13 protein-coding genes are annotated in these 18,191 nt (G+C 66.3%); 6 read left to right on the top strand and 7 right to left on the bottom strand.

Features of this window, described 5'->3' with window-relative positions; translation table 11 throughout:
• Window positions 1–22: 22 nt before the first annotated feature.
• Window positions 23–793, bottom strand: a complete 771-nt coding sequence (locus J2W36_RS04345; RefSeq protein WP_307688455.1) for an IclR family transcriptional regulator domain-containing protein — start codon at window positions 791–793, stop codon at window positions 23–25.
• A gap of 144 nt (window positions 794–937) precedes the next feature.
• Here J2W36_RS04345 and pobA point away from each other — a divergent pair, with 144 nt between their 5' ends.
• Window positions 938–2,122, top strand: a complete 1,185-nt coding sequence (gene pobA, locus J2W36_RS04340) for a 4-hydroxybenzoate 3-monooxygenase (RefSeq protein WP_307688454.1) — start codon at window positions 938–940, stop codon at window positions 2,120–2,122.
• Between the two features lie 72 nt (window positions 2,123–2,194).
• On the opposite strand, the gene J2W36_RS04335 is transcribed toward pobA, so the two are convergent.
• The 3 genes from J2W36_RS04335 to J2W36_RS04325 all read right to left on the bottom strand — a co-directional run bounded on the left by J2W36_RS04335 (window position 2,195) and on the right by J2W36_RS04325 (window position 6,557).
• Complete coding sequence (locus J2W36_RS04335; RefSeq protein ID WP_307688453.1) at window positions 2,195–4,519, bottom strand: xanthine dehydrogenase family protein molybdopterin-binding subunit; 2,325 nt, start codon at window positions 4,517–4,519, stop codon at window positions 2,195–2,197.
• 132 nt (window positions 4,520–4,651) lie between these two features.
• Window positions 4,652–5,881: an NAD(P)/FAD-dependent oxidoreductase gene (locus J2W36_RS04330; protein WP_307688452.1), complete on the bottom strand. Its 1,230-nt coding sequence runs from the start codon at window positions 5,879–5,881 to the stop codon at window positions 4,652–4,654.
• A 118-nt stretch (window positions 5,882–5,999) separates the two neighbouring features.
• The gene (locus J2W36_RS04325) at window positions 6,000–6,557 is read right to left on the bottom strand and encodes a cytochrome b (RefSeq protein WP_307688451.1); all 558 of its coding nucleotides are present in this window, start codon (window positions 6,555–6,557) and stop codon (window positions 6,000–6,002) included.
• 128 nt (window positions 6,558–6,685) lie between these two features.
• On the opposite strand from J2W36_RS04325, the gene J2W36_RS04320 reads away from it, so the two are divergent.
• Complete coding sequence (locus J2W36_RS04320; protein ID WP_307688450.1) at window positions 6,686–8,194, top strand: glycosyltransferase family 2 protein; 1,509 nt, start codon at window positions 6,686–6,688, stop codon at window positions 8,192–8,194.
• 77 nt (window positions 8,195–8,271) lie between these two features.
• Here the strand turns inward: J2W36_RS04320 and J2W36_RS04315 are convergent, their stop codons facing one another.
• On the bottom strand, window positions 8,272–9,288 hold the full coding sequence (locus J2W36_RS04315) for a 1-aminocyclopropane-1-carboxylate deaminase (protein WP_307688449.1): 1,017 nt from the start codon (window positions 9,286–9,288) through the stop codon (window positions 8,272–8,274).
• Window positions 9,289–9,435: 147 nt separating this feature from the next.
• Here J2W36_RS04315 and J2W36_RS04310 point away from each other — a divergent pair, with 147 nt between their 5' ends.
• Complete coding sequence (locus tag J2W36_RS04310; protein ID WP_307688448.1) at window positions 9,436–9,954, top strand: Lrp/AsnC family transcriptional regulator; 519 nt, start codon at window positions 9,436–9,438, stop codon at window positions 9,952–9,954.
• Window positions 9,955–10,006: 52 nt separating this feature from the next.
• Here the strand turns inward: J2W36_RS04310 and J2W36_RS04305 are convergent, their stop codons facing one another.
• The gene (locus J2W36_RS04305; protein WP_307688447.1) at window positions 10,007–10,822 is read right to left on the bottom strand and encodes a DODA-type extradiol aromatic ring-opening family dioxygenase; all 816 of its coding nucleotides are present in this window, start codon (window positions 10,820–10,822) and stop codon (window positions 10,007–10,009) included.
• Between the two features lie 90 nt (window positions 10,823–10,912).
• On the opposite strand from J2W36_RS04305, the gene J2W36_RS04300 reads away from it, so the two are divergent.
• Both J2W36_RS04300 and J2W36_RS04295 read left to right on the top strand, forming a co-directional pair.
• Window positions 10,913–11,833 carry a LysR family transcriptional regulator gene (locus J2W36_RS04300; protein ID WP_307688446.1) on the top strand — a complete coding sequence of 307 codons (921 nt, stop codon included), beginning with the start codon at window positions 10,913–10,915 and terminating at the stop codon, window positions 11,831–11,833.
• A gap of 40 nt (window positions 11,834–11,873) precedes the next feature.
• Complete coding sequence (locus J2W36_RS04295) at window positions 11,874–13,037, top strand: zinc-binding dehydrogenase (protein ID WP_307688445.1); 1,164 nt, start codon at window positions 11,874–11,876, stop codon at window positions 13,035–13,037.
• 67 nt (window positions 13,038–13,104) lie between these two features.
• Here the strand turns inward: J2W36_RS04295 and J2W36_RS04290 are convergent, their stop codons facing one another.
• Window positions 13,105–15,192, bottom strand: a complete 2,088-nt coding sequence (locus J2W36_RS04290) for an NAD(+) synthase (protein WP_307688444.1) — start codon at window positions 15,190–15,192, stop codon at window positions 13,105–13,107.
• A gap of 182 nt (window positions 15,193–15,374) precedes the next feature.
• On the opposite strand from J2W36_RS04290, the gene J2W36_RS04285 reads away from it, so the two are divergent.
• Window positions 15,375–18,038, top strand: a complete 2,664-nt coding sequence (locus J2W36_RS04285; RefSeq protein ID WP_307688443.1) for an ATP-binding protein — start codon at window positions 15,375–15,377, stop codon at window positions 18,036–18,038.
• The last annotated feature ends 153 nt before the right edge of the window (window positions 18,039–18,191 follow it).

Raw genomic sequence — 18,191 nt, 5'->3', positions numbered from 1 at the left:
CTCTTTTTCCAGATCAGGTTGATCACAGCAGCGCGCGCACTTCCCGCGCCGCATCGTGCAGCAGGGTCAGCAGTTCGCCGCGCACGCTTTCTTCGGTATGTCGAGCGCCGGAGATCACCACATTGAGCGCGGCCACGGTGCGCCCCTTCATGTCGCGCAGCGGCACGGCCAGCGCCTGCACGCCGAGTTCGTGCTCCTCGCTGGCGAAGCAATGGTCTTGCTTGCGTACCTGCGCAATGCGCTGGCGCAGCAAGCGTGCCTGCGTGGCGGTCTGGGGCGTGAGGCGATGGAACGTGCGACCCTTGAGCCAGCGCGTGAGCTCCGCCGGCTCCATCGCGGCCAGCAGCACGCGGCCGGTGGAGGTGGCGTGCGCAGGCAGGCGCGCACCCAGGTGCAGCCCGTACGCCAGCACGCGCGCCGGGGCGCCGTAGCTCACGCTGCGCGCGATGATGACCGCCTCCTCGCCGTCGAGCACCACGGCGGAGAACGACTCCTGCGTCTGCGCGGCCAGCCGGTTCAACGTGGGCTGCAGCGCGCGCGGCAGACGCGACGATGCCAGGTAGCTGCCGGAAAAGCGCAACACCTTCGGCGACATCCAGAAATAGCTGCCATCGCTCTCCAGATAGCCCAGGTGCGCCAGGGTGAGCAGATGGCGCCGTGCGGCGGCACGCGTGATGCCCGCGCGTTCGGCGGCCAGGGTGGCATTGAGGCGCTGGCGTTCGGTGTCGAAGCTCTCGAGCACCGCCATGCCTTTGGCAATGCCTTCGATGAAGTCGGGTTTGGCGATGGTCATGGCGGGAACGGCGCGGGTTGCTGCGCGATCATCGCACAGCCGCTACCTTCACCGCACACTGCCGTGATGCCGGTGCGCACGGCGCGCACGGGTCGTCCTACGCTCGGGCATCCCATCGAACCCAACAACAGGAGACCTTTCACCATGCGCACCCAAGTCGCCATCATCGGCGCAGGCCCCGCCGGCCTGCTGCTCGGCCAATTGCTTCACAAGGCCGGCATCGACAACGTCGTCATCGAGCGCCAGACCGGCGACTACGTGCTCGGCCGCATCCGGGCCGGGGTGCTTGAACAGATCACCATGGATCTGCTGGCACGTGCGGGCGTCGATGCCCGCGCCAAGGCCGAAGGCCTGCCGCACGATGGCATCGAACTGCTGTTCCAGGGCGAGCGCCACCGCATCGACCTGCACGCGCTCACCGGCGGAAAGCAGGTCACCGTGTACGGTCAGACCGAGGTCACGCGCGACCTGATGCAGGCACGCGCTGCCGCAGGCCTCACGACCGTTTACAGCGCCGGCGACGTTTCGCTGCACGACTTCGACGGCGAGCAGCCGCGCGTGCGCTACACGGTCGACGGCGTGGCGCATGAACTGGCCTGCGACTTCATCGCAGGGTGCGACGGTTACCACGGTGTCAGCCGGGCCAGCGTGCCCGACAGTGCGCTGCGCACCTACGAGAAGATCTACCCCTTCGGTTGGCTGGGCGTGCTGGCCGATGTGCCACCGGTCTCGCACGAACTGATCTATGCGAACACGGCGCGTGGCTTTGCGTTGTGCAGCATGCGCAGCGCCACGCGAAGCCGCTACTACGTCCAGGTGCCGACCGAGGAAAAAGTGGAGAACTGGAGCGACGATGCCTTCTGGAACGAACTGCGCACGCGGCTGGACCCCGAAGCGCGCGAGCGCCTGGTGACCGGTCCTTCGCTGGAGAAGAGCATTGCACCGCTGCGCAGCTTCGTGGCAGAGCCCATGCGTTTCGGACGCCTGTTCCTCGCCGGCGACGCCGCGCACATCGTTCCGCCCACGGGCGCCAAGGGTCTGAACCTGGCAGCAGGCGACGTCGGCTACCTGGCGCGCGCGATGGAAACGTACTACGGCGAGAAAAAGTCGGACTCGGCGCTCGACCGCTACTCCGACCTGTGCCTGCGTCGGGTCTGGAAGGCCGAACGCTTTTCGTGGTGGTTCACCTCGCTCATGCACCGCTTCCCGGAGACCGGCGAGTTCGGGCAGAAGATCCAGGAAGCGGAGCTGGACTACCTGGTGCATTCGCACGCGGCCTCTGCATCGCTGGCGGAGAACTACGTCGGGCTGCCGCTCGAGGAGTTCTAAACCGCCTGAGCGTGCCCCGGACGTCGCATCGACCGATCCGGGGTCACCGCTTGCCGCGCAGCGCGCCCCGGCTCACGCGCTCTGCGTCGCCTGCCAGACGCGCGCCGGACTCAGCGGCATCTGCAGGCGGCCGATGTTCGCCGCCAAGCCGCTGCGCGCGAATGCGTCGGCCACCGCGTTGACAACGGCCGGCGTCGCGCCGATGGTGCCGAGTTCGCCCACGCCCTTGACCCCCAGCGGATTGTTCTTGCAGGGCGTGGACTCGTCCATCTCCATCCTGAACATCTCGCCGATGATGTCCGCACGCGGCGCCGCGTAGTCCATCAGGCTGCCGGTCACCGGTTGGCCGGTTTCACTGTCGTACACCACGCGCTCGTACAGCGCCTGGCCGATGCCCTGCACCGCACCGCCCTCGAGCTGGCCGCGCACGATCAGCGGATTGATCACGCGGCCCACGTCGTTGACCGAGCTGTAGGCCACCACGCTCACCTCGCCGGTCGGTGCGTCGAGCTCGATCTCGCAGATGTGGCAACCGTTCGGCCAGGTCGGGCCAGCCACGGCGCTGGTCGAGTCGACGAAGATCTGGCTTTCGGGCTGCTTGCCGGCCAGCTCGAACAGGTCGAGCTTCAAGTCGGTGCCCGCCACGGTGAACTCGCCGTTGGCGTAGGTCACGTCGTCGGCTGCGGCCTCGAACTCCTGCGCTGCCAGCGCCCGTGCCTTGTCGATGGTGCGTTCGGCGCCGACACGCACGGCCGAGCCGCCCGTGAACAGCGAGCGCGACCCCGCACTGCCGAAGCCGTCGCCGCGATCGGTGTCGCCGAGGATCACGCGGACCTTCTCGATCGGCACGCCGAAGGTGTCGACCGCCAGCTGCGCCAGCGAGGTCGCAATGCCCTGCCCCATCGCATTCACCGCGGAGAACACTTCGATGATGCCGTCGGCCTTGACGGCCACCGTCACGCGTTCCTCGAACACATTGCCGCCCGTCCATTCGAGGAAGGTCGCCATGCCCAGCCCGCGCACCTTGCCTTCGCGCTGCGACTGCGCCGCGCGCGCCTCGAAGCCCTGCCAGTCGGCCAGCGCCAGGCCCTGGTCCATCACCTTCTCGAACTGGCCGGTGTCATAGGTCTGGTTCATCGGGTTCTTGTAGGGCATCTGCTCCGGGCGGATGAAGTTGCGCCGGCGCAGCGCGACACGGTCGATGCCCGTCTGGCGCGCAGCCTCGTCCATCAGCCGTTCCATCGTGAAGATGGCTTCAGGCCGGCCTGCACCGCGGTAGGCGCCCGTCGGCGACGTGTTGGTCAGCACCGCCTTGAAATGGAAGTCGATCGTCTGGATGTCATAGACGCTGGTCTGCACCCAGGGGCCGATCAACAACTGGATCGCCACGCCGGTGCCGGTGGCGTAGGCGCCCACATTGGCCAGCGACGCGATGCGCAGGCCGAGGATCTTGCCGTCGGCGGCCAGCGCGAGTTCGGCGGTGGAGGCCACGTCACGCCCGTGTGCGGAGGACAGGAATTCCTCGCTGCGGTCGGCCACCCATTTCACCGGCCGGCGCAGCGCGTGGGCGCAGTAGGCCACGGCGATGTCTTCGGGATAGGCACCAGTCTTCATGCCGAAGCCGCCGCCGACGTCGCCGACCACCACGCGCACCTTGTCCTTGGGCAGGCCGATGGCACCGCAAACCGAATCGCGCACGCCCGAAGGCATCTGCGTGCTCATGCGGATCGTCAGGCGCTCGGTGGCGCTGTCGAAGTCGGCCAGCACCGTGCGCGGTTCAATCGTCAGCGCCACCACGCGCTGGTTGACGATGTCGAGCTTGACGACGTGGGCAGCCTTGGCGAACGCTTCGGCGGTAGCATCAACGCTGCCATGGCGCATCTCGGCAGAGATGTTGTCGGGCGCAGCCTCGCACAACACCGGCGCGCCGGGTGCGGTGGCCACAGCCATATCGACGGCCATGGGCAGCTCTTCGTAGTCGACGAACACGGCCTCGGCTGCATTGCGCGCCTGCTCGACCGACTCGGCCACCACGGCCGCCACCGGTTCGCCGACGAAGCGTGCGCGCTCATGCGCCAGCACACGGCGATCGGGCGTGGCGCCCGGCGTGCCGTCGGCGCGTTTGAAGCCAGCCGTGCCAGGCATCGGCTGAACGCCGGCGGCCACGAGATCGGCACCGGAGAAGACCCCCAGCACGCCCGGCATGTCCCGCGCGCTGGTGGTGTCGACCGAGATGATCCGTGCATGCGGATAGGGAGAACGCACAAAGATCAGGTGCGCCTGGCCGGGAAGCGACACGTCGTCGGTGTACTTGCCTGCGCCTGCGAGCAGCGCCTCGTCTTCAAGCCGGCGAACGGCCTGGCCACTGCCGAAACGAAGGGGATTGTTGGTGTCCACGTGGTTGTCCTGCATGGTTGCACGGACCGGCGCGATGCCGGCTCCGCGTTGTCAAGGTGGGACAGCCACTATAAGGCGCCGCGGCGATCCCTGCAGCACGCCCCGGCGACACTTGCGCGTCGTCCGCGCGCGTCAGCCCGCCAGGTGATTCTTCAGCGGCACGGCCGGATCGGCAGCCACGTCGGGTGCGGGTGAACGCCTTGCTTCGAGCAGCTTGCGGCTCATCATGTGGTCGACCGGCGCGTTGACCGATTCGACGCACACCAGCTGGCCACCGACGTAATGGAGCAGCGAGAAGGCGGCCGGGTTGGGACCGGGCCGGCGCACCGTGACCAGACCCGGCGTGGCGGGCGCAGGGACCAGCCCCGCCATCTGCAGTCGCAGCCCGCCCTGGTCGGACCAGAACCAGGCCAGCGCATCGTGCGGGCGCGGCGCGCCCAGCAGCGTGGCCACCGCCGTGCGAGCCTGGTCGTTGGCGTTCTGCACCGACTCCAGGCGCAGCGCGCTCGCGGCACGGCGCTCGTGAAAGCGCGTGCAGTCGCCAACCGCCAGCACAGCCGGGTCGCTGGTCTGCATGAATTCGTCGACCACCACGCCATCGGCGCATTCCAGGCCCGCGGCCTCGGCGAGCGTGGTCTCGGGCGTGGCGCCCACGGCAATCAGCAGCAGGTCGAGCGGCAGCGATTCGCCAGCCACCTCGACCGCCACCACGCGATCGTCGGTGATCTCGAAGCGGTCAGCCTGCGTGCCCAGCCGCACGTCGATGCCCGCAGCGCGATGCACGTCCAGCACCGCCTCGGACAACGCAGGGGACACGGCGCGTGCCATCAGGCGCGGACCGGCTTCGAGCACCGTCACCTCCTTGCCCATGGCACGCGCCGTGGCGGCCACCTCCAGGCCGATGAAGCCGCCGCCCAAGACCACGACGCGCTGCGCCGCGGCCAAGCGGGCGCGCAGATGCAGCGCCTCAGGCACGGCGCGCAGCACTGCCATGTTCGCGAGCGGCGCAGCCAGCGCGGGCAGCGCACGGGCGCGCGTGCCGGTCGCCAGCACCAGGTGGCGCCACGGGAGTACCGCACCGGAGTGCAATTGCACGGTGTGCGCCTTGCGATCGATCGCCACCGCGGCATCGCCCAGATGCAGATGGATCCCTGCTTCGGCATACCAGGCCGGCGCGCGGTGCGCCTGCGGCTCGGTGTCTTCACCTTTCAGGAACGCCTTGGACAGCGGTGGACGGTGGTAAGGCAGCCAGCGCTCCTCGCACACCAGGTGGGTGCGGCCGCCTTGTCCGGCTTCGGCCAGCCCGGCACAGAGTTGGGCGGCGGCATGCCCGCCGCCGATGATCACGATGGCGTCAGTCATGCCGCGTCTTTCGATGGTTCGTTGTCATGGAGAGGCCCGGCCACTCGCCGGGCGCGAAGCCGGGGATTCTGCCATTCGGTTGCGGCGCGAGCGCTGCGTCGGCGTGCAAGGACGTCGGTCAGATCATGCGCTGCAACTCGCGCTCGCCGTCCACGAACTGGTGCTTGAGCGCGCCGCCCACATGCAGCGCGAACATCGCATAGAGCACATAGCCCGCCCATTCGTGCACGGCGCCCAGTGCGCTGTGCCACGTTTCCTTGGCGGCCGGCTCGATGTCCATGATCCAGCCGATGCGCGGCCACTCGAACAGGCCGAAGAGCTGCATTGGATGCGTGGCGGCGTCTTTCCAGGCCGAATCGTGCATCCAGCCCGACAGCGGCAGCAGGATCATCAGCAGGTAAAGCACCATGTGCGCAGCGTGCGCCCCCCCACGCTCGAGCCGCCCATAGGATGCAGGCATGGGCGGCGGCGGGTGGCCGAACCGCCAGAGGATGCGCAGCAGCACCAGGCCCAGCACGGTGATGCCGATCGACTTGTGGGTGTCGATCACGGGCCGGATCCAGTCGTCGGGAAAGCGCTCGACCAGAAGGATCAGTCCAATATTGACCGCCATGAGCACGGCAATGAGCCAATGCAGGATGATCGCAGGTCGGGTGTAGCGTTTTTCTGGGGACATGTGGGAATTCTCGGCCCGCCAGCGACTCTTTCCAAGCATCCGCGCGCAGGGCCTGCGAAATTCCGGGGCCTTTCGAAACCGCCGCATCGTCGGCCGCGTACCTGCCTGCACAGATCCGGATCTCACTTTTGAACGACGCCCTCCTTCGCGCTTTCGCCGCCGCCTCGCCGCGGGTTCTGCAGCCCGCCACGCCCTGGCGCAGTGTCCTGATCCATGGCGGCGTGTTCGCGCTGTGGGTGCTGCTGCTGAGCCGCGCCTTCACGCACGGCGACAGGATGGGTGCGACCAGCGGCGAGGTCTGGTCATGGTCGGTGGGTGTGGCCTATGTGCTGTACGACACGGTGCTGCTGCTCTTCGTCGCCTGGCAGACGCTGCCCCTGCTGCGCCATCCCGTCGCGCCAGCGGCCATCGATGCCACGCGGCGCGCCACATTGGGCGTGATCGTCGCGTCGCACAACGAGGCGGCGGTACTGCCGGTCACGCTGGGCGCATTGCTCAGCCAGTCCGACCCGCCCGACCGCATCGTCATCGCCGACGATGGCTCCAGCGACGGCACCGCCGAGTTGCTTACCAGCCACTACGGCCTGGTGGCGCCGGCGCTGGGCGAGCTGAGCGCGCCGAGTACGCTGCACTCGTCGCTGGTCTGGTTGCGGCTGCCTCACGGCGGCAAGGCGGTCGCCCTCAATTCGGCCATTCTGGGCATCGACACCGAAACCGTGCTGACGGTCGATGGCGACACCCTGCTCGACAACGGCGCCATCGCCGCCGTGCGACGCGCGTTCTCTGCCGAGCCGGCGCTCGTGGCGGCCACGGGCGTCATCACACCGGTGTGCAGCCGCACGCTGTCGGGCCGATGCTTCCAGTGGTTCCAGACCTATGAGTACATCCGCAACTTCCTCTCCCGCTACGCATGGATGCGGGTCAACGGGCTGCTGCTGATCTCCGGCGCCTTCGCAGGCTTTCGCACCGACGCGGTGCGCGCGGTGGGTGGTTTCGACACCGACTGCCTGGTCGAAGACTACGAACTCATCCACCGATTGCACCGTCACGCGCAGGCGCACGGCCTGCCCTGGACGGTGCGGGTGCTTGGCGACGCGCAGGCGCACACCGACGCACCGAGCAGCGTGGCCTCGTTCCTGCGCCAGCGCCGCCGCTGGTTCGGTGGCTTCCTGCAGACGCAGTACTGGTATCGGGCCATGGTCGGCGACCGCCGCTATGGCTGGCTGGGCACCGCCATGCTGCCGGTCAAGGCCATCGACACGCTGCAGCCGCTCTACGGCCTGGCCGCCTTCTTCCTTTTGCTGGTGTACCTGGTACGTGGCAACCTGGGCGTGCTCGCACCGGTGGCCGGCGTGATCGGCGCGAAGATCGTGCTCGACCTGGTGTTTCATCTGTGGTCCGTGCACCTGTACCGCCGCTGGATCGGCCAGCACAGCGAGGCCAACATGGCCCAGGCTTTTCTTGCGGCCATCGTCGAGCCGTTCACCTTCCAGATCCTGCGCCACACGGGTGCCGCCTGGGGCTGGTGGGTGTTTCTCACCGGCAACGGCACCTGGGGCCGGCAGGTTCGCGTCGGGCTGGTGGCCAAGCCAGATGCACAGATAACGCAACCGCCACAGCCGCCGTCCCGACGCTAGCCGCGCGCCTTCGCAGCCAGGAATCTGCCTCGCCTGGCGTGGCTGCAGTTGCACGGGTGCTTGACGGTCGATGGCGATCAACCGTTGCGAAAGAGGAAGCTGTAGGCACTCAACGCCGGCACGCCGCCGAGGTGCGCATACAGCACCTTCGAGCCCGCCGGAAACTCGCCGAGGCGCACCTTTTCGATCATCCCGTGCATCGACTTGCCCTCGTACACCGGGTCGGTCAGCATCCCTTCCAGACGGGCGCACAGGCGGATCGCCTCCAGCGTGCCATCGTTGGGCAGCCCGTATTCAGGGCCGCCGAAGCGGGTGTCGAGCACCACGTCCTTCTCGGTGATGTCGCGTCCGAGCTCGACGAGTTCGGCGGTGTTCTTCGCGATGCGCAGCACCTGGTCAAAGGTCTTCCCGGGCTTGGCCGAGGCATCGATGCCGATCACGCGGTCGGCCCGGCCATCGGCCGCGAAGCCGACCACCATGCCGGCCTGCGTGCTGCCGGTGACGGCGCAGACCACGACGTAGTCGAACTGGATGTCCATCTCGGCTTCCTGCTGGCGCACCTCTTCGGCGAAGGCCACGAAGCCCAGGCCGCCCCTCGGATGCTCTGAGCATCCCGCCGGAATCGGAAAGGGCTTGCCGCCGGCCTGGCGCACGCTCTCCATCGCGTCTTCCCAGCTCTTGCGGATGCCGATGTCGAAGCCCGCAGCGTCGAGACGCACGTCGGCGCCCATGATGCGCGACATCTCGATGTTGCCGACCCGGTCGTACACCGCATCGGAATAGTTCACCCAGTTCTCCTGCACCAGCACGCACTTCAGCCCGAGGTGCGCCGCCACCGCCGCGACCTGGCGCGTCTGGTTCGACTGGATGCCGCCGATCGACACCAGCGTGTCGTAACCGCCTTCGAGCGCCTCGGGGATGAGGTACTCAAGCTTGCGCGTCTTGTTGCCGCCGAAGGCCAGGCCGCTGTTGCAGTCCTCGCGCTTGGCATAGAGATCGACCTTGCCACCGAGGTGGGCGCTCAGTCGCTTGAGCGGCTGGATGGGCGAAGGACCGAAGGTGAGCGGATAGCGGGGAAATTTCTGCAGGTTCACGGTGGGGCTCCAGGTTCGATTCAACGATGGGTCTGGGTTGAATCTTAGGAAGGAAGCTGATTAACAGGGTTGCGAAATCAACCCATGAAACCTATTCCAGGCATTCCCGAAACTGCAAAATCGGCTTAATCTTTTGAAAAATCCCAAATGAAAGCAACAAAAGTTCTTCGCACGAGTACTCACGTGCCCGCAACGCCCAAAGATGGGCTCGACCGCACGGATCGGGCCATCCTGCGCACCCTGCAACGCGATGCCTCGATCTCCAACGTGGCGCTGGCTGGCAAGGTCAACCTCAGCGCGCCGGCCTGCCTGCGCCGGGTCGAACGGCTCAAAGCCGGTGGCTGGATTCGTGGCATCGTCGCGCTGCTCGAGCCGCGTGCCATCGATGCCGGCATGCTGGTGATGATCGGCGTGGTGCTCGACCGTTCCACACCGGAGTCCTTCGCGGCGTTCGAGAAAGCGGTGCAGAAGGTGTCGGGCTGCCTCGAATGCCACGTGGTGACCGGCGAGTTCGACTACTTCATGATGCTGCGCACGCGCGACCACGAAAGCTTCAACCGCCTGCATGCGGAGCAACTGCTCTACCTGCCGGGCGTGCGGCAGGTGCGCAGTTTCATGGTGCTCAAGGAGGTGTTGTCGACCACGCAGTTGCCGCTGCCGGCCTGAGGTCTGGGCAACTGCAGCAAATGCCCAGGCGACCCGATACGGCGCGTCGGGCTCAGCCGCCGAAACGGAAGCTCGACACCGCAAGGCCGCCCATGAACGCATCTTCGTGGTAGACGCGCTCCCCGGCATCGCCCGCTGCGGCGCCCACGGCCACCATCAGCGGAATCAGATGCTCCTCGCGCGGATGCGCGATGCGCGCAGCCGGTGCCGACGCCCAGTCCAGCAGTGCCGCATCGCGCGTGCCGCCCGTGGCGCCAACCACGGCACGGTCGAGCCAATCGTCGAAGGCCTTCGAGGGCTCGCGTGCCTGCGGGCCGAACGCGCGCAGGTTGTGGTAGCTCAGGCCGCTGCCGATGATCAAGACGTCTTCGTCGCGCAAGGGCGCGAGCGCACGGCCCAGCGCCAGATGCTCGGCGGGGTCGAGCCCGCGACGCAGCGACAGCTGCACCATCGGCACGTCGGCCGCCGGATAGATGGCCGCCATGGGCGAAAACGCGCCATGGTCGAAGCCGCGCTCGGCATCGCTGTGCGCAGGCAGGCCCGCCGCCTCGATCAGCGACTTCACACGCAGGGCCAGGTCGGGCGCGCCGGGCGCGTCGTAGCGCACCTGGTAGGTGTGGGCAGGAAAGCCGCCGTAGTCGTAGACCATCGGCGGGTGTGGATTCGCCATCACGGTGAAGGCTGGCGCCTCCCAATGCGCCGACACCATGAGGACGGCACGTGGCGTGCGGCCCAACTGCCGCGGCATGTCGGCCAGCGAGGCGGCCAGCAGGTCGTAGGCCGGGCCCATCTCCTTTTTCATCCAGGGCCAGGGGCCACCGCCGTGGGAGATGAAATAGGTGGGAAGTCGCGAGGTCGTGGTGGTCATGGAAGTGCTCCTTGATGCCAGTCTAGAGATTTCCCTTGAGGAAATCGATAGGCTACGATTCATCGATTCATTTCTCCCGAAGAAACATTGATGGACCGTCTTACCAGCCTGCGTGTCTTCCGCGACGTGGTGGAAGCGGGCAGCTTCACCGCAGCCGCCGACCGCCTGTCGATCTCGGCGCCCATGGCGAGCAAGCATGTGGCGCAGCTGGAGAAGTCGCTCGGTGCCCGACTGCTGCACCGCACCAGCCGGCATTTGAGCCTGACGGAAGCCGGCCAGGCCTGGTACACGCAAAGCGCGCAGGCGCTGGACCTGCTCGATGCAGCGCAAGCGGCCATCGGCCAGAAGAACGAGGCGCCCCGCGGGCAGCTCAAGGTGAGCGCCCCCGTCTGGTGTGCCACGCCGCAGTTCGCGCGCGTGCTGGCCGCCTACGGCGCGCGGTACCCCGAAGTGCTGGTCGACATCCACCTGGAGAACCGCAAGGTTGATCTCGTGGCCGACGGCTACGACCTCGCGTTGCGTGCGACGCAGGAGCCGTCGCCCGCGCTCATCGCGCGGCCGCTGTGTCGGCAGCAATTCCATCTGGTGGCGTCGTTCGACTACGTGGCCCGGGTCGGGCGGCCCGGCACCCCCGCCGACCTGGCGCATCTGGGCGCCATCGTGCCAAGCTATGTGAACATCGAAGGTCTGGCTTTGCGCGGACCGGGAGGCCGGATGACACCGTTGCGCCTGCAGCCTGTGCTGCGCTCGGACGACACCACCCTGACGCTGCACGCGGTGCGCGCGGGCATGGGTTGGGCCTTCCTGCCGGAGTGGCTGGTCGACGACGACCTGGCAGCCGGTCGGCTGGAACGGCTGGTACCCGATCACAGCGCCCCGCCGAGCACCCTCTTCGCGGTCTACACCAGCCGCCAGTACATGGCGCCGAAGCTGCGAAGCTTCATCGACTTTTTCGGCGAACGTCTCGGTCGCGACCAGCCACCGTCGACGCGCGCAGCACCCGCGGCCTAAACTGAACGCCAACGATCCACAGGCCCCGGCCTCTTTTCCCATGACCACAGAAACCATCCCCACCGCCCTGCAGCTGCGCTCGCTCGTCAAGCCCGAGGGCGTGCTGGAAGTGACGCTCGCCCGCGTCGACATTGCACTGCCGACCGACGACGAGGTCCTGGTGCGCATCGAAGCGTCGCCCATCAACCCGTCCGACCTCGGGCTGCTCTTCGGCGCCGCCGACATGGCCAGCGCCAAGGTGTCGGGTCCGCCCTTGGCACCGGTGGTCACCGCGCCCGTCCCTGCGGCTGGCATGAAGGCGATGGCCGCTCGGATCGGCGAGTCGCTGCCTGTGGGCAACGAAGGCGCAGGCGTGGTCGTGCGTGCAGGCAAGTCGCAGGCCGCCCTGGCACTGCTGGGCAAGACCGTCGCCGTGCTGGGCGGCGCGATGTATGCGCAGTACCGCACGTTGCCCGCCGCGCAATGCCTGCTGCTGCCCGACGGCGCGAGCGCGGCTGACGGTGCATCGTCGTTTGTCAATCCGCTGACCGCGCTGGGCATGGTGGAGACGATGCGCCGCGAAGGCCACACCGCCTTGGTTCACACAGCAGCGGCATCCAATCTCGGCCAGATGCTCAACCGCATCTGCCAGAAGGACGGCATCGGCCTGGTCAATATCGTGCGCAAGCAGGAACAGGCCGATCAGCTCAAGGCGATGGGCGCGGCCTATGTCTGCAATGCAAGCGCACCCACCTTTCTGGACGACCTGACCGCCGCGCTGGTTGCCACCGGTGCCACCATCGCCTTCGATGCCACGGGCGGCGGCAAGCTGGCCGGGCAGATCCTCGGCTGCATGGAGGCGGCGCTCAACAAGACCGCCAAGGAATACAGCCGCTACGGGTCCACCACGCACAAGCAGGTGTACCTCTACGGCCGACTCGACCTGACACCCGTCGAGTTCCCCGTGAACTTCGGCATGGCCTGGGGCATGGGGGGTTGGTTGCTCTTCCCTTTTCTGCAGAAGATTGGCCCCGAGGCCACACAAAAGCTCAAGCAGCGCGTGGCTTCGGAACTCAAGACCACCTTCGCCAGCCGATACGCCCGGGAAGTCTCTCTCGCCGAAATGCTGCAGCCCGAGATGATCGCGGTCTATGCCCAGCGCGCGACCGGCGCGAAGTTCCTGTTGAATCCGGCCAAGGATCTGGAGTCACCGGCCGACTTCTAGCCCCCAGCGCAGGCGTCTCGCCCCCGCGCAGGCGTCTCGCGCTTCTGGACCACGACCCACAGCGCGCTCAATCGGCCGGCGCCGAAGCCGTCGTGGGTATCCGCTCCAGGTCGCGCATCCACACCGCGGCCTCCGAGTCACTGGGCGCGCGCCAGTCACCGCGCGGTGACAACGAACCGCCCGAGCCGACCTTGGGCGCATTCGGCACGCAAGAGCGCTTGAACTGGCTGGTCTTGAAAAAGCGCCAGAGGAACGTGCCCAAATGCTTGCGGATGGCCGCCAGTGTGTATTCGTTCTGCGCCTCGCCATGGGATTGGGGCCATCGCCCCAGCGTGCGATCGTGCCAGGCGACGTGGGCGAGGTACGCCACCTTCGTCGGCTTGAAGCCGTAGCGCAGCGTGTAGTAGAGATGGAAGTCCTGCAGCTCGTACGGGCCGATGGTGTCTTCTGTCTTCTGTCCCGGCTGCGCGGCACCGGAAGCATCCGCCGCGTCAGAGGGGATGAGCTCCGGGCTGACCTCCGTATCGACGATGGCATGCAGCACCTGGCTGCCTTCGGCGCCGAGCAGGCCGCTGTCGGCCACCCAGCGCACCAGATGCTTGATCAACGTCTTGGGCACGCTGGCATTCACGTTGTAGTGCGACATATGATCGCCCACGCCGTAGGTGCACCAGCCCAGCGCCAATTCGCTGAGGTCACCGGTGCCCACGACGATGCCGCCATGGTGGTTGGCCAGCCGGAAAAGGTGGCTCGTTCGCTCGCCCGCCTGCACGTTCTCGAAGGTGATGTCGTACTGCGGCACGCCGTCGCCGAACGGATGCCCGAGATCGGCCAGCATCTGCTTGCAGCTGGGCCGGATGTCGATCTCGCGGGCCGTGCAGCCGATGGCGGCCATCAGTTGGTGCGCCTGCACGAGAGTGCGGTCGCTGGTGGCAAAGCCCGGCATCGTGAAACCGAGAATGTGCTCACGCGGCTTGCCCAGGCGATCCATGGCCTGCGCACAGACCAGCAGCGCATGCGTCGAGTCCAGTCCGCCCGACACGCCGATCACCAGCTTGTCGATCTGGCTGGCTTCGAGCCGCTGCACCAATGACTGCACCTGGATGTTGAAGACCTCCTGGCAGCGCTCGTCACGCCGCGCGCTGTCTGCCGGCACATACGGAAACCGCTCGACCGTGCGCAGCAAGCCGTCGGGGACGCGCGCGGGCAGTTCGATGTCGAAATGCACCGTCCGCCAACTGGCCAGTGCTGCCTTGTGGCGTTGCGCCGAGATGCCGAAGGTATTCTGGCGCATGCGTTCGCGCGACAGGCGCTCCAGATCGACATCGGCGCGAATCATGTGAGAGCGGTTGCTGAAGCGCTCGCTCTCGGCGAGCAGTTCGCCGCTCTCGTAGATCAACGCCTGGCCATCCCAGGCCAGATCGGTCGTCGACTCCCCGATGCCGGCCGACGAGTAGAGGTAGGCGGCCAGGCACCGCGCGGACTGTGAAGCAACCAGGTTGTGCCGGTAGTCGGACTTGCCGATGGTGATGTTCGATGCCGACAGATTGACCAGCACCGTGGCCCCAGCCAACGCGGCCAGGCTGGACGGTGGAATCGGCACCCACACATCCTCGCAAATCTCCACGTGGATCTTCAGCAGCGGGAACTGTGTGGCCTGGAACACCAGGTCGGCGCCGAAGGGCACGCGCTGGCCGCAAAGATCGATCTCGGTCGCCAGGGCGCTGTCGGCGGCGCTGAACTGGCGTGCCTCATAGAACTCGCCGTAATTGGGCAGATAGGTCTTGGGCGTCACGCCCAGCAAGCGGCCGCCCGCCACCACAGCGGCGCAGTTGAACAGCCTGTGATCGAGCCGCACGGGGAGCCCGACGATCGCCACGGTGCTCACTTCGGCGGACGCGTCGATCACGGCCTGCAAGGCGACCTCGCACGCGTCGAGCAGCGCAGCCTGGTGGAAGAGGTCGTCGCAGGTGTATGCCGACAGGCCCAGTTCCGGGAACGCGACGACAAGGACGCCAGACGCCGCTGCCTGTCGGTACATCGCCACGGTTTCCTCGGCATTGAAAACCGGATCGGCCACCCGGTTGCGCGGCACGGCGACGGCGACACGGGCGAAGCCGTGCCGCAAGGGGTTGAAGAACGCTAGCTCTGCCACGTTATTTCCTGTTCATGGGTGACTCATGGGTGACCCGTTCGACTGTGCCACGTTGAATGCTCGCATGTTTCACGCACGCGGTGTGCCGTGTGTGCCAACAGCGAGGATCCCAACCCGGGCATGGTGTTTTACGCTTTCGTCTGACGTGCAATTGCAAGCGGGACGGCTACATTGTGCGCAAAATGAAAGAAGCCCCTGCCCTGCGCGAACTCCCCTACGCCGACATTTTCGTGGGGGCAAGCGACATGGCGCAGCGCATGCGCGCGCACGACTGGGCGCGCACGCCACTCGGTCCACCCGAGCATTGGCCCGAAACGCTCAAAGTAGCGCTGCGCATCCTGCTGACATCTCGCTTCGAGATGTGGCTCGGCTGGGGTCCCGACGTCCTCTTTTTCTACAACGACGCCTACCGGCCGACACTCGGCGACAAGCATGAACACGCGTTGGCCCGGCCCACGCGCGACGTCTGGGCCGAAATCTGGGACGATGTAAGGGGGCGCATCGAGACAGTCTACGATCGTGGCGAGTCGACCTGGGACGCATCGCTGATGCTGCTGATCGAACGCTCCGGCTATCCCGAGGAGACTTATCACACCTTTTCCTACAGCCCGCTGTTGGGCGACAGCGGACGCCCGGAAGGCCTGTTCTGCGCAGTGTCCGAGGACACTGGTCGCGTCATCAGCGAGCGACGGCTGTCGCTCCTGCGGGAACTGGGCGCGGGACTGACGAAGGCCACGCGCCGCGATGACGTCGTGGACGTCGTTCGTGGAACGCTCCAGCAGGCTGCGCGGGACCTCCCTTTCTCGTTGCTCTATCTCTTTGAAGCATCGGGTCAGGCCCACCTGCGCTGCGCGGCAGGCGTGGCGCCCGGCCACCCTTTTGCAGCCGCGACGCTGCAGCCTGGCAAGAACGATCCGTGGCAGGTTGAGCGCCTTCTGGCGGGCGAAAGTGCCTTCGTGCTGCCGTTGCCGCCACACATCGATGCACCCACGGGGCCGTGGCAACGGCCTGCTGCGTCGGTGTTCGTTGTGGCACTGCCACCGCAGAGTTCGGCACGCTCCGAAGGTTTTTTGGTGTGTGGCGTCTCACCTCACCGTCCACTGGACGACGGCACGCTCAGCTTCGTCGAACTGCTGGCCGGCCAGATCGCGCCGAGTCTGGCCAATCTGCAGGCACTCGAGGAGCGCACCGCCGAGCGCGATCGCCTGCGCGCCCTTTTCCAGCAAGCACCGGGCTTCATGTGTGTATTGAAGGGGCCGGAGCATGTCTTTGAACTCGTCAACGAGTCTTATGTGCAACTCGTGGGGCATCGGCATATCGAGGGCAAGACCGTGCGTGAGGCGTTGCCCGAACTCATCGATCAAGGCTTTCTCGGTCTGCTCGACGAGGTCTACCGTACAGGCGTCCCCTACATCGGTCAGGGCCAGAAGGTTTCGCTGCAACGCACGCCGGGCGCCGCTCTGGAGGAGCGCCGCCTGGACTTCGTCTACCAGCCCATTTTTGACACTAACGGTGCGGTGCTCGGGATATTTGCCGAAGGCTCCGACGTCACCGAGAAGCTCAACTCGGAGCGTGAACTGCGCGAACTCAACAATCATCTGGAGACGCGAATCGCAGAGCGCACACGCGATGTCGAAAGCGCACTCGACCGCTTGCGCGAGGAATCGCGCGAGCGTGAAGCCGTGCAAGAGGCCTTGCGACAATCGCAGAAAATGGAAGCCGTCGGCCAACTCACCGGAGGGCTGGCACATGATTTCAACAACCTGCTGGCCGGGATCACCGGCAGCCTCGAACTCATGCAACGCCGGCTCAAGCAAGGGCGATTCGAGGATTTCGAGCGATATATCGCGGTCGGACAAGGTGCCGCCAAGCGTGCTGCGGCGCTGACTCACCGCATGCTGGCATTTTCACGACGCCAGACGCTGGACCCGAAGCCAACCAATGCGAACCGGCTGGTCGCGGGCATGGAGGACCTGATCCGCCGCACCATCGGGCCGGAAAACACACTGGAGGTGGTCGGTGCGGTGGGGCTCTGGCCGATTCTGATCGACCCTCATCAACTCGAAAACGCGCTGCTCAATCTTTGTATCAATGCGCGGGACGCGATGCCCGACGGAGGTCGGCTGACCATCGAGACCGCCAACAAGTGGATGGACGAACGCGCAGCACGCGAGCGCGATCTCCCCCCAGGCCAGTATGTCTCACTGTGCGTGACCGATACCGGCACGGGCATGCCTCCGGAGGTCATTCAGCGGATCTTCGAACCGTTCTACACCACCAAACCGATTGGGCTGGGCACCGGCCTAGGCCTGTCGATGGTCTATGGGTTCGCGCGTCAGTCAGGGGGACAGGTTCGTGTTTATTCCGAGGTGGGAATGGGCACCACGATGTGCATCTACTTGCCACGTCACCACGCCGGTATCGAGGAATTTGATTCGCCAGTCCCCATCGAAATTTCGCCTCCTGGAGGACATGGATTTGTCCTCGTCGTCGACGACGAAGCAGCAGTACGTGCGTTGGTGGTCGAAGTTCTTGAGGAAATGGGCTATCAAACGCTCGAGGCCGAGGATGGCGCCACAGGCATGGCGGTCTTGCAGGCCAACGCGAGAATCGATCTGCTGATCACCGACGTGGGCTTGCCTGGCGGAATGAATGGCCGCCAATTGGCCGACGGCGCACGTGCCACACGGCAGGAATTGAAAGTCCTGTTCATTACAGGCTACGCGGAAAATGCGGTGATTGGAAATGGGCACCTGGAACCCTGGATGCAGGTGCTCACCAAACCATTCACTTTGGATACGCTTGCACGCCGCGTGCGAGCGCTTATCGCTTCGCCAACGGCCTGAAGTCATCCGTCATTCCTAGGCCGAACGATAACGTTTGCAAACCCGAAGAGGATTTGCATTCCCAGAAAGCAGAAAGCCCCCGCTTGAATAAACAAGCGGGGGCAGACTGGGCTGTAAGAGCCTGACGATGACCTACTTTCACACGGGAACCCG

The sequence above is a fragment of the Variovorax ginsengisoli genome (assembly GCF_030811835.1).
Classification (GTDB): domain Bacteria; phylum Pseudomonadota; class Gammaproteobacteria; order Burkholderiales; family Burkholderiaceae_C; genus Variovorax; species Variovorax ginsengisoli_C.
The sequence above is the reverse complement of the archived record's forward strand: the minus strand, read 5'-3'. Positions and strand labels throughout refer to the sequence as shown.

Coding starts and splice junctions, on each gene's coding strand:
- J2W36_RS04345 (WP_307688455.1), bottom strand. CDS start 793: ATGACCATCGCCAAACCCGACTTCATCGAAGGCATTGCCAAAGGCATG.
- pobA (WP_307688454.1), top strand. CDS start 938: ATGCGCACCCAAGTCGCCATCATCGGCGCAGGCCCCGCCGGCCTGCTG.
- J2W36_RS04330 (WP_307688452.1), bottom strand. CDS start 5,881: ATGACTGACGCCATCGTGATCATCGGCGGCGGGCATGCCGCCGCCCAA.
- J2W36_RS04325 (WP_307688451.1), bottom strand. CDS start 6,557: ATGTCCCCAGAAAAACGCTACACCCGACCTGCGATCATCCTGCATTGG.
- J2W36_RS04310 (WP_307688448.1), top strand. CDS start 9,436: ATGAAAGCAACAAAAGTTCTTCGCACGAGTACTCACGTGCCCGCAACG.
- J2W36_RS04305 (WP_307688447.1), bottom strand. CDS start 10,822: ATGACCACCACGACCTCGCGACTTCCCACCTATTTCATCTCCCACGGC.
- J2W36_RS04300 (WP_307688446.1), top strand. CDS start 10,913: ATGGACCGTCTTACCAGCCTGCGTGTCTTCCGCGACGTGGTGGAAGCG.
- J2W36_RS04295 (WP_307688445.1), top strand. CDS start 11,874: ATGACCACAGAAACCATCCCCACCGCCCTGCAGCTGCGCTCGCTCGTC.
- J2W36_RS04285 (WP_307688443.1), top strand. CDS start 15,375: ATGAAAGAAGCCCCTGCCCTGCGCGAACTCCCCTACGCCGACATTTTC.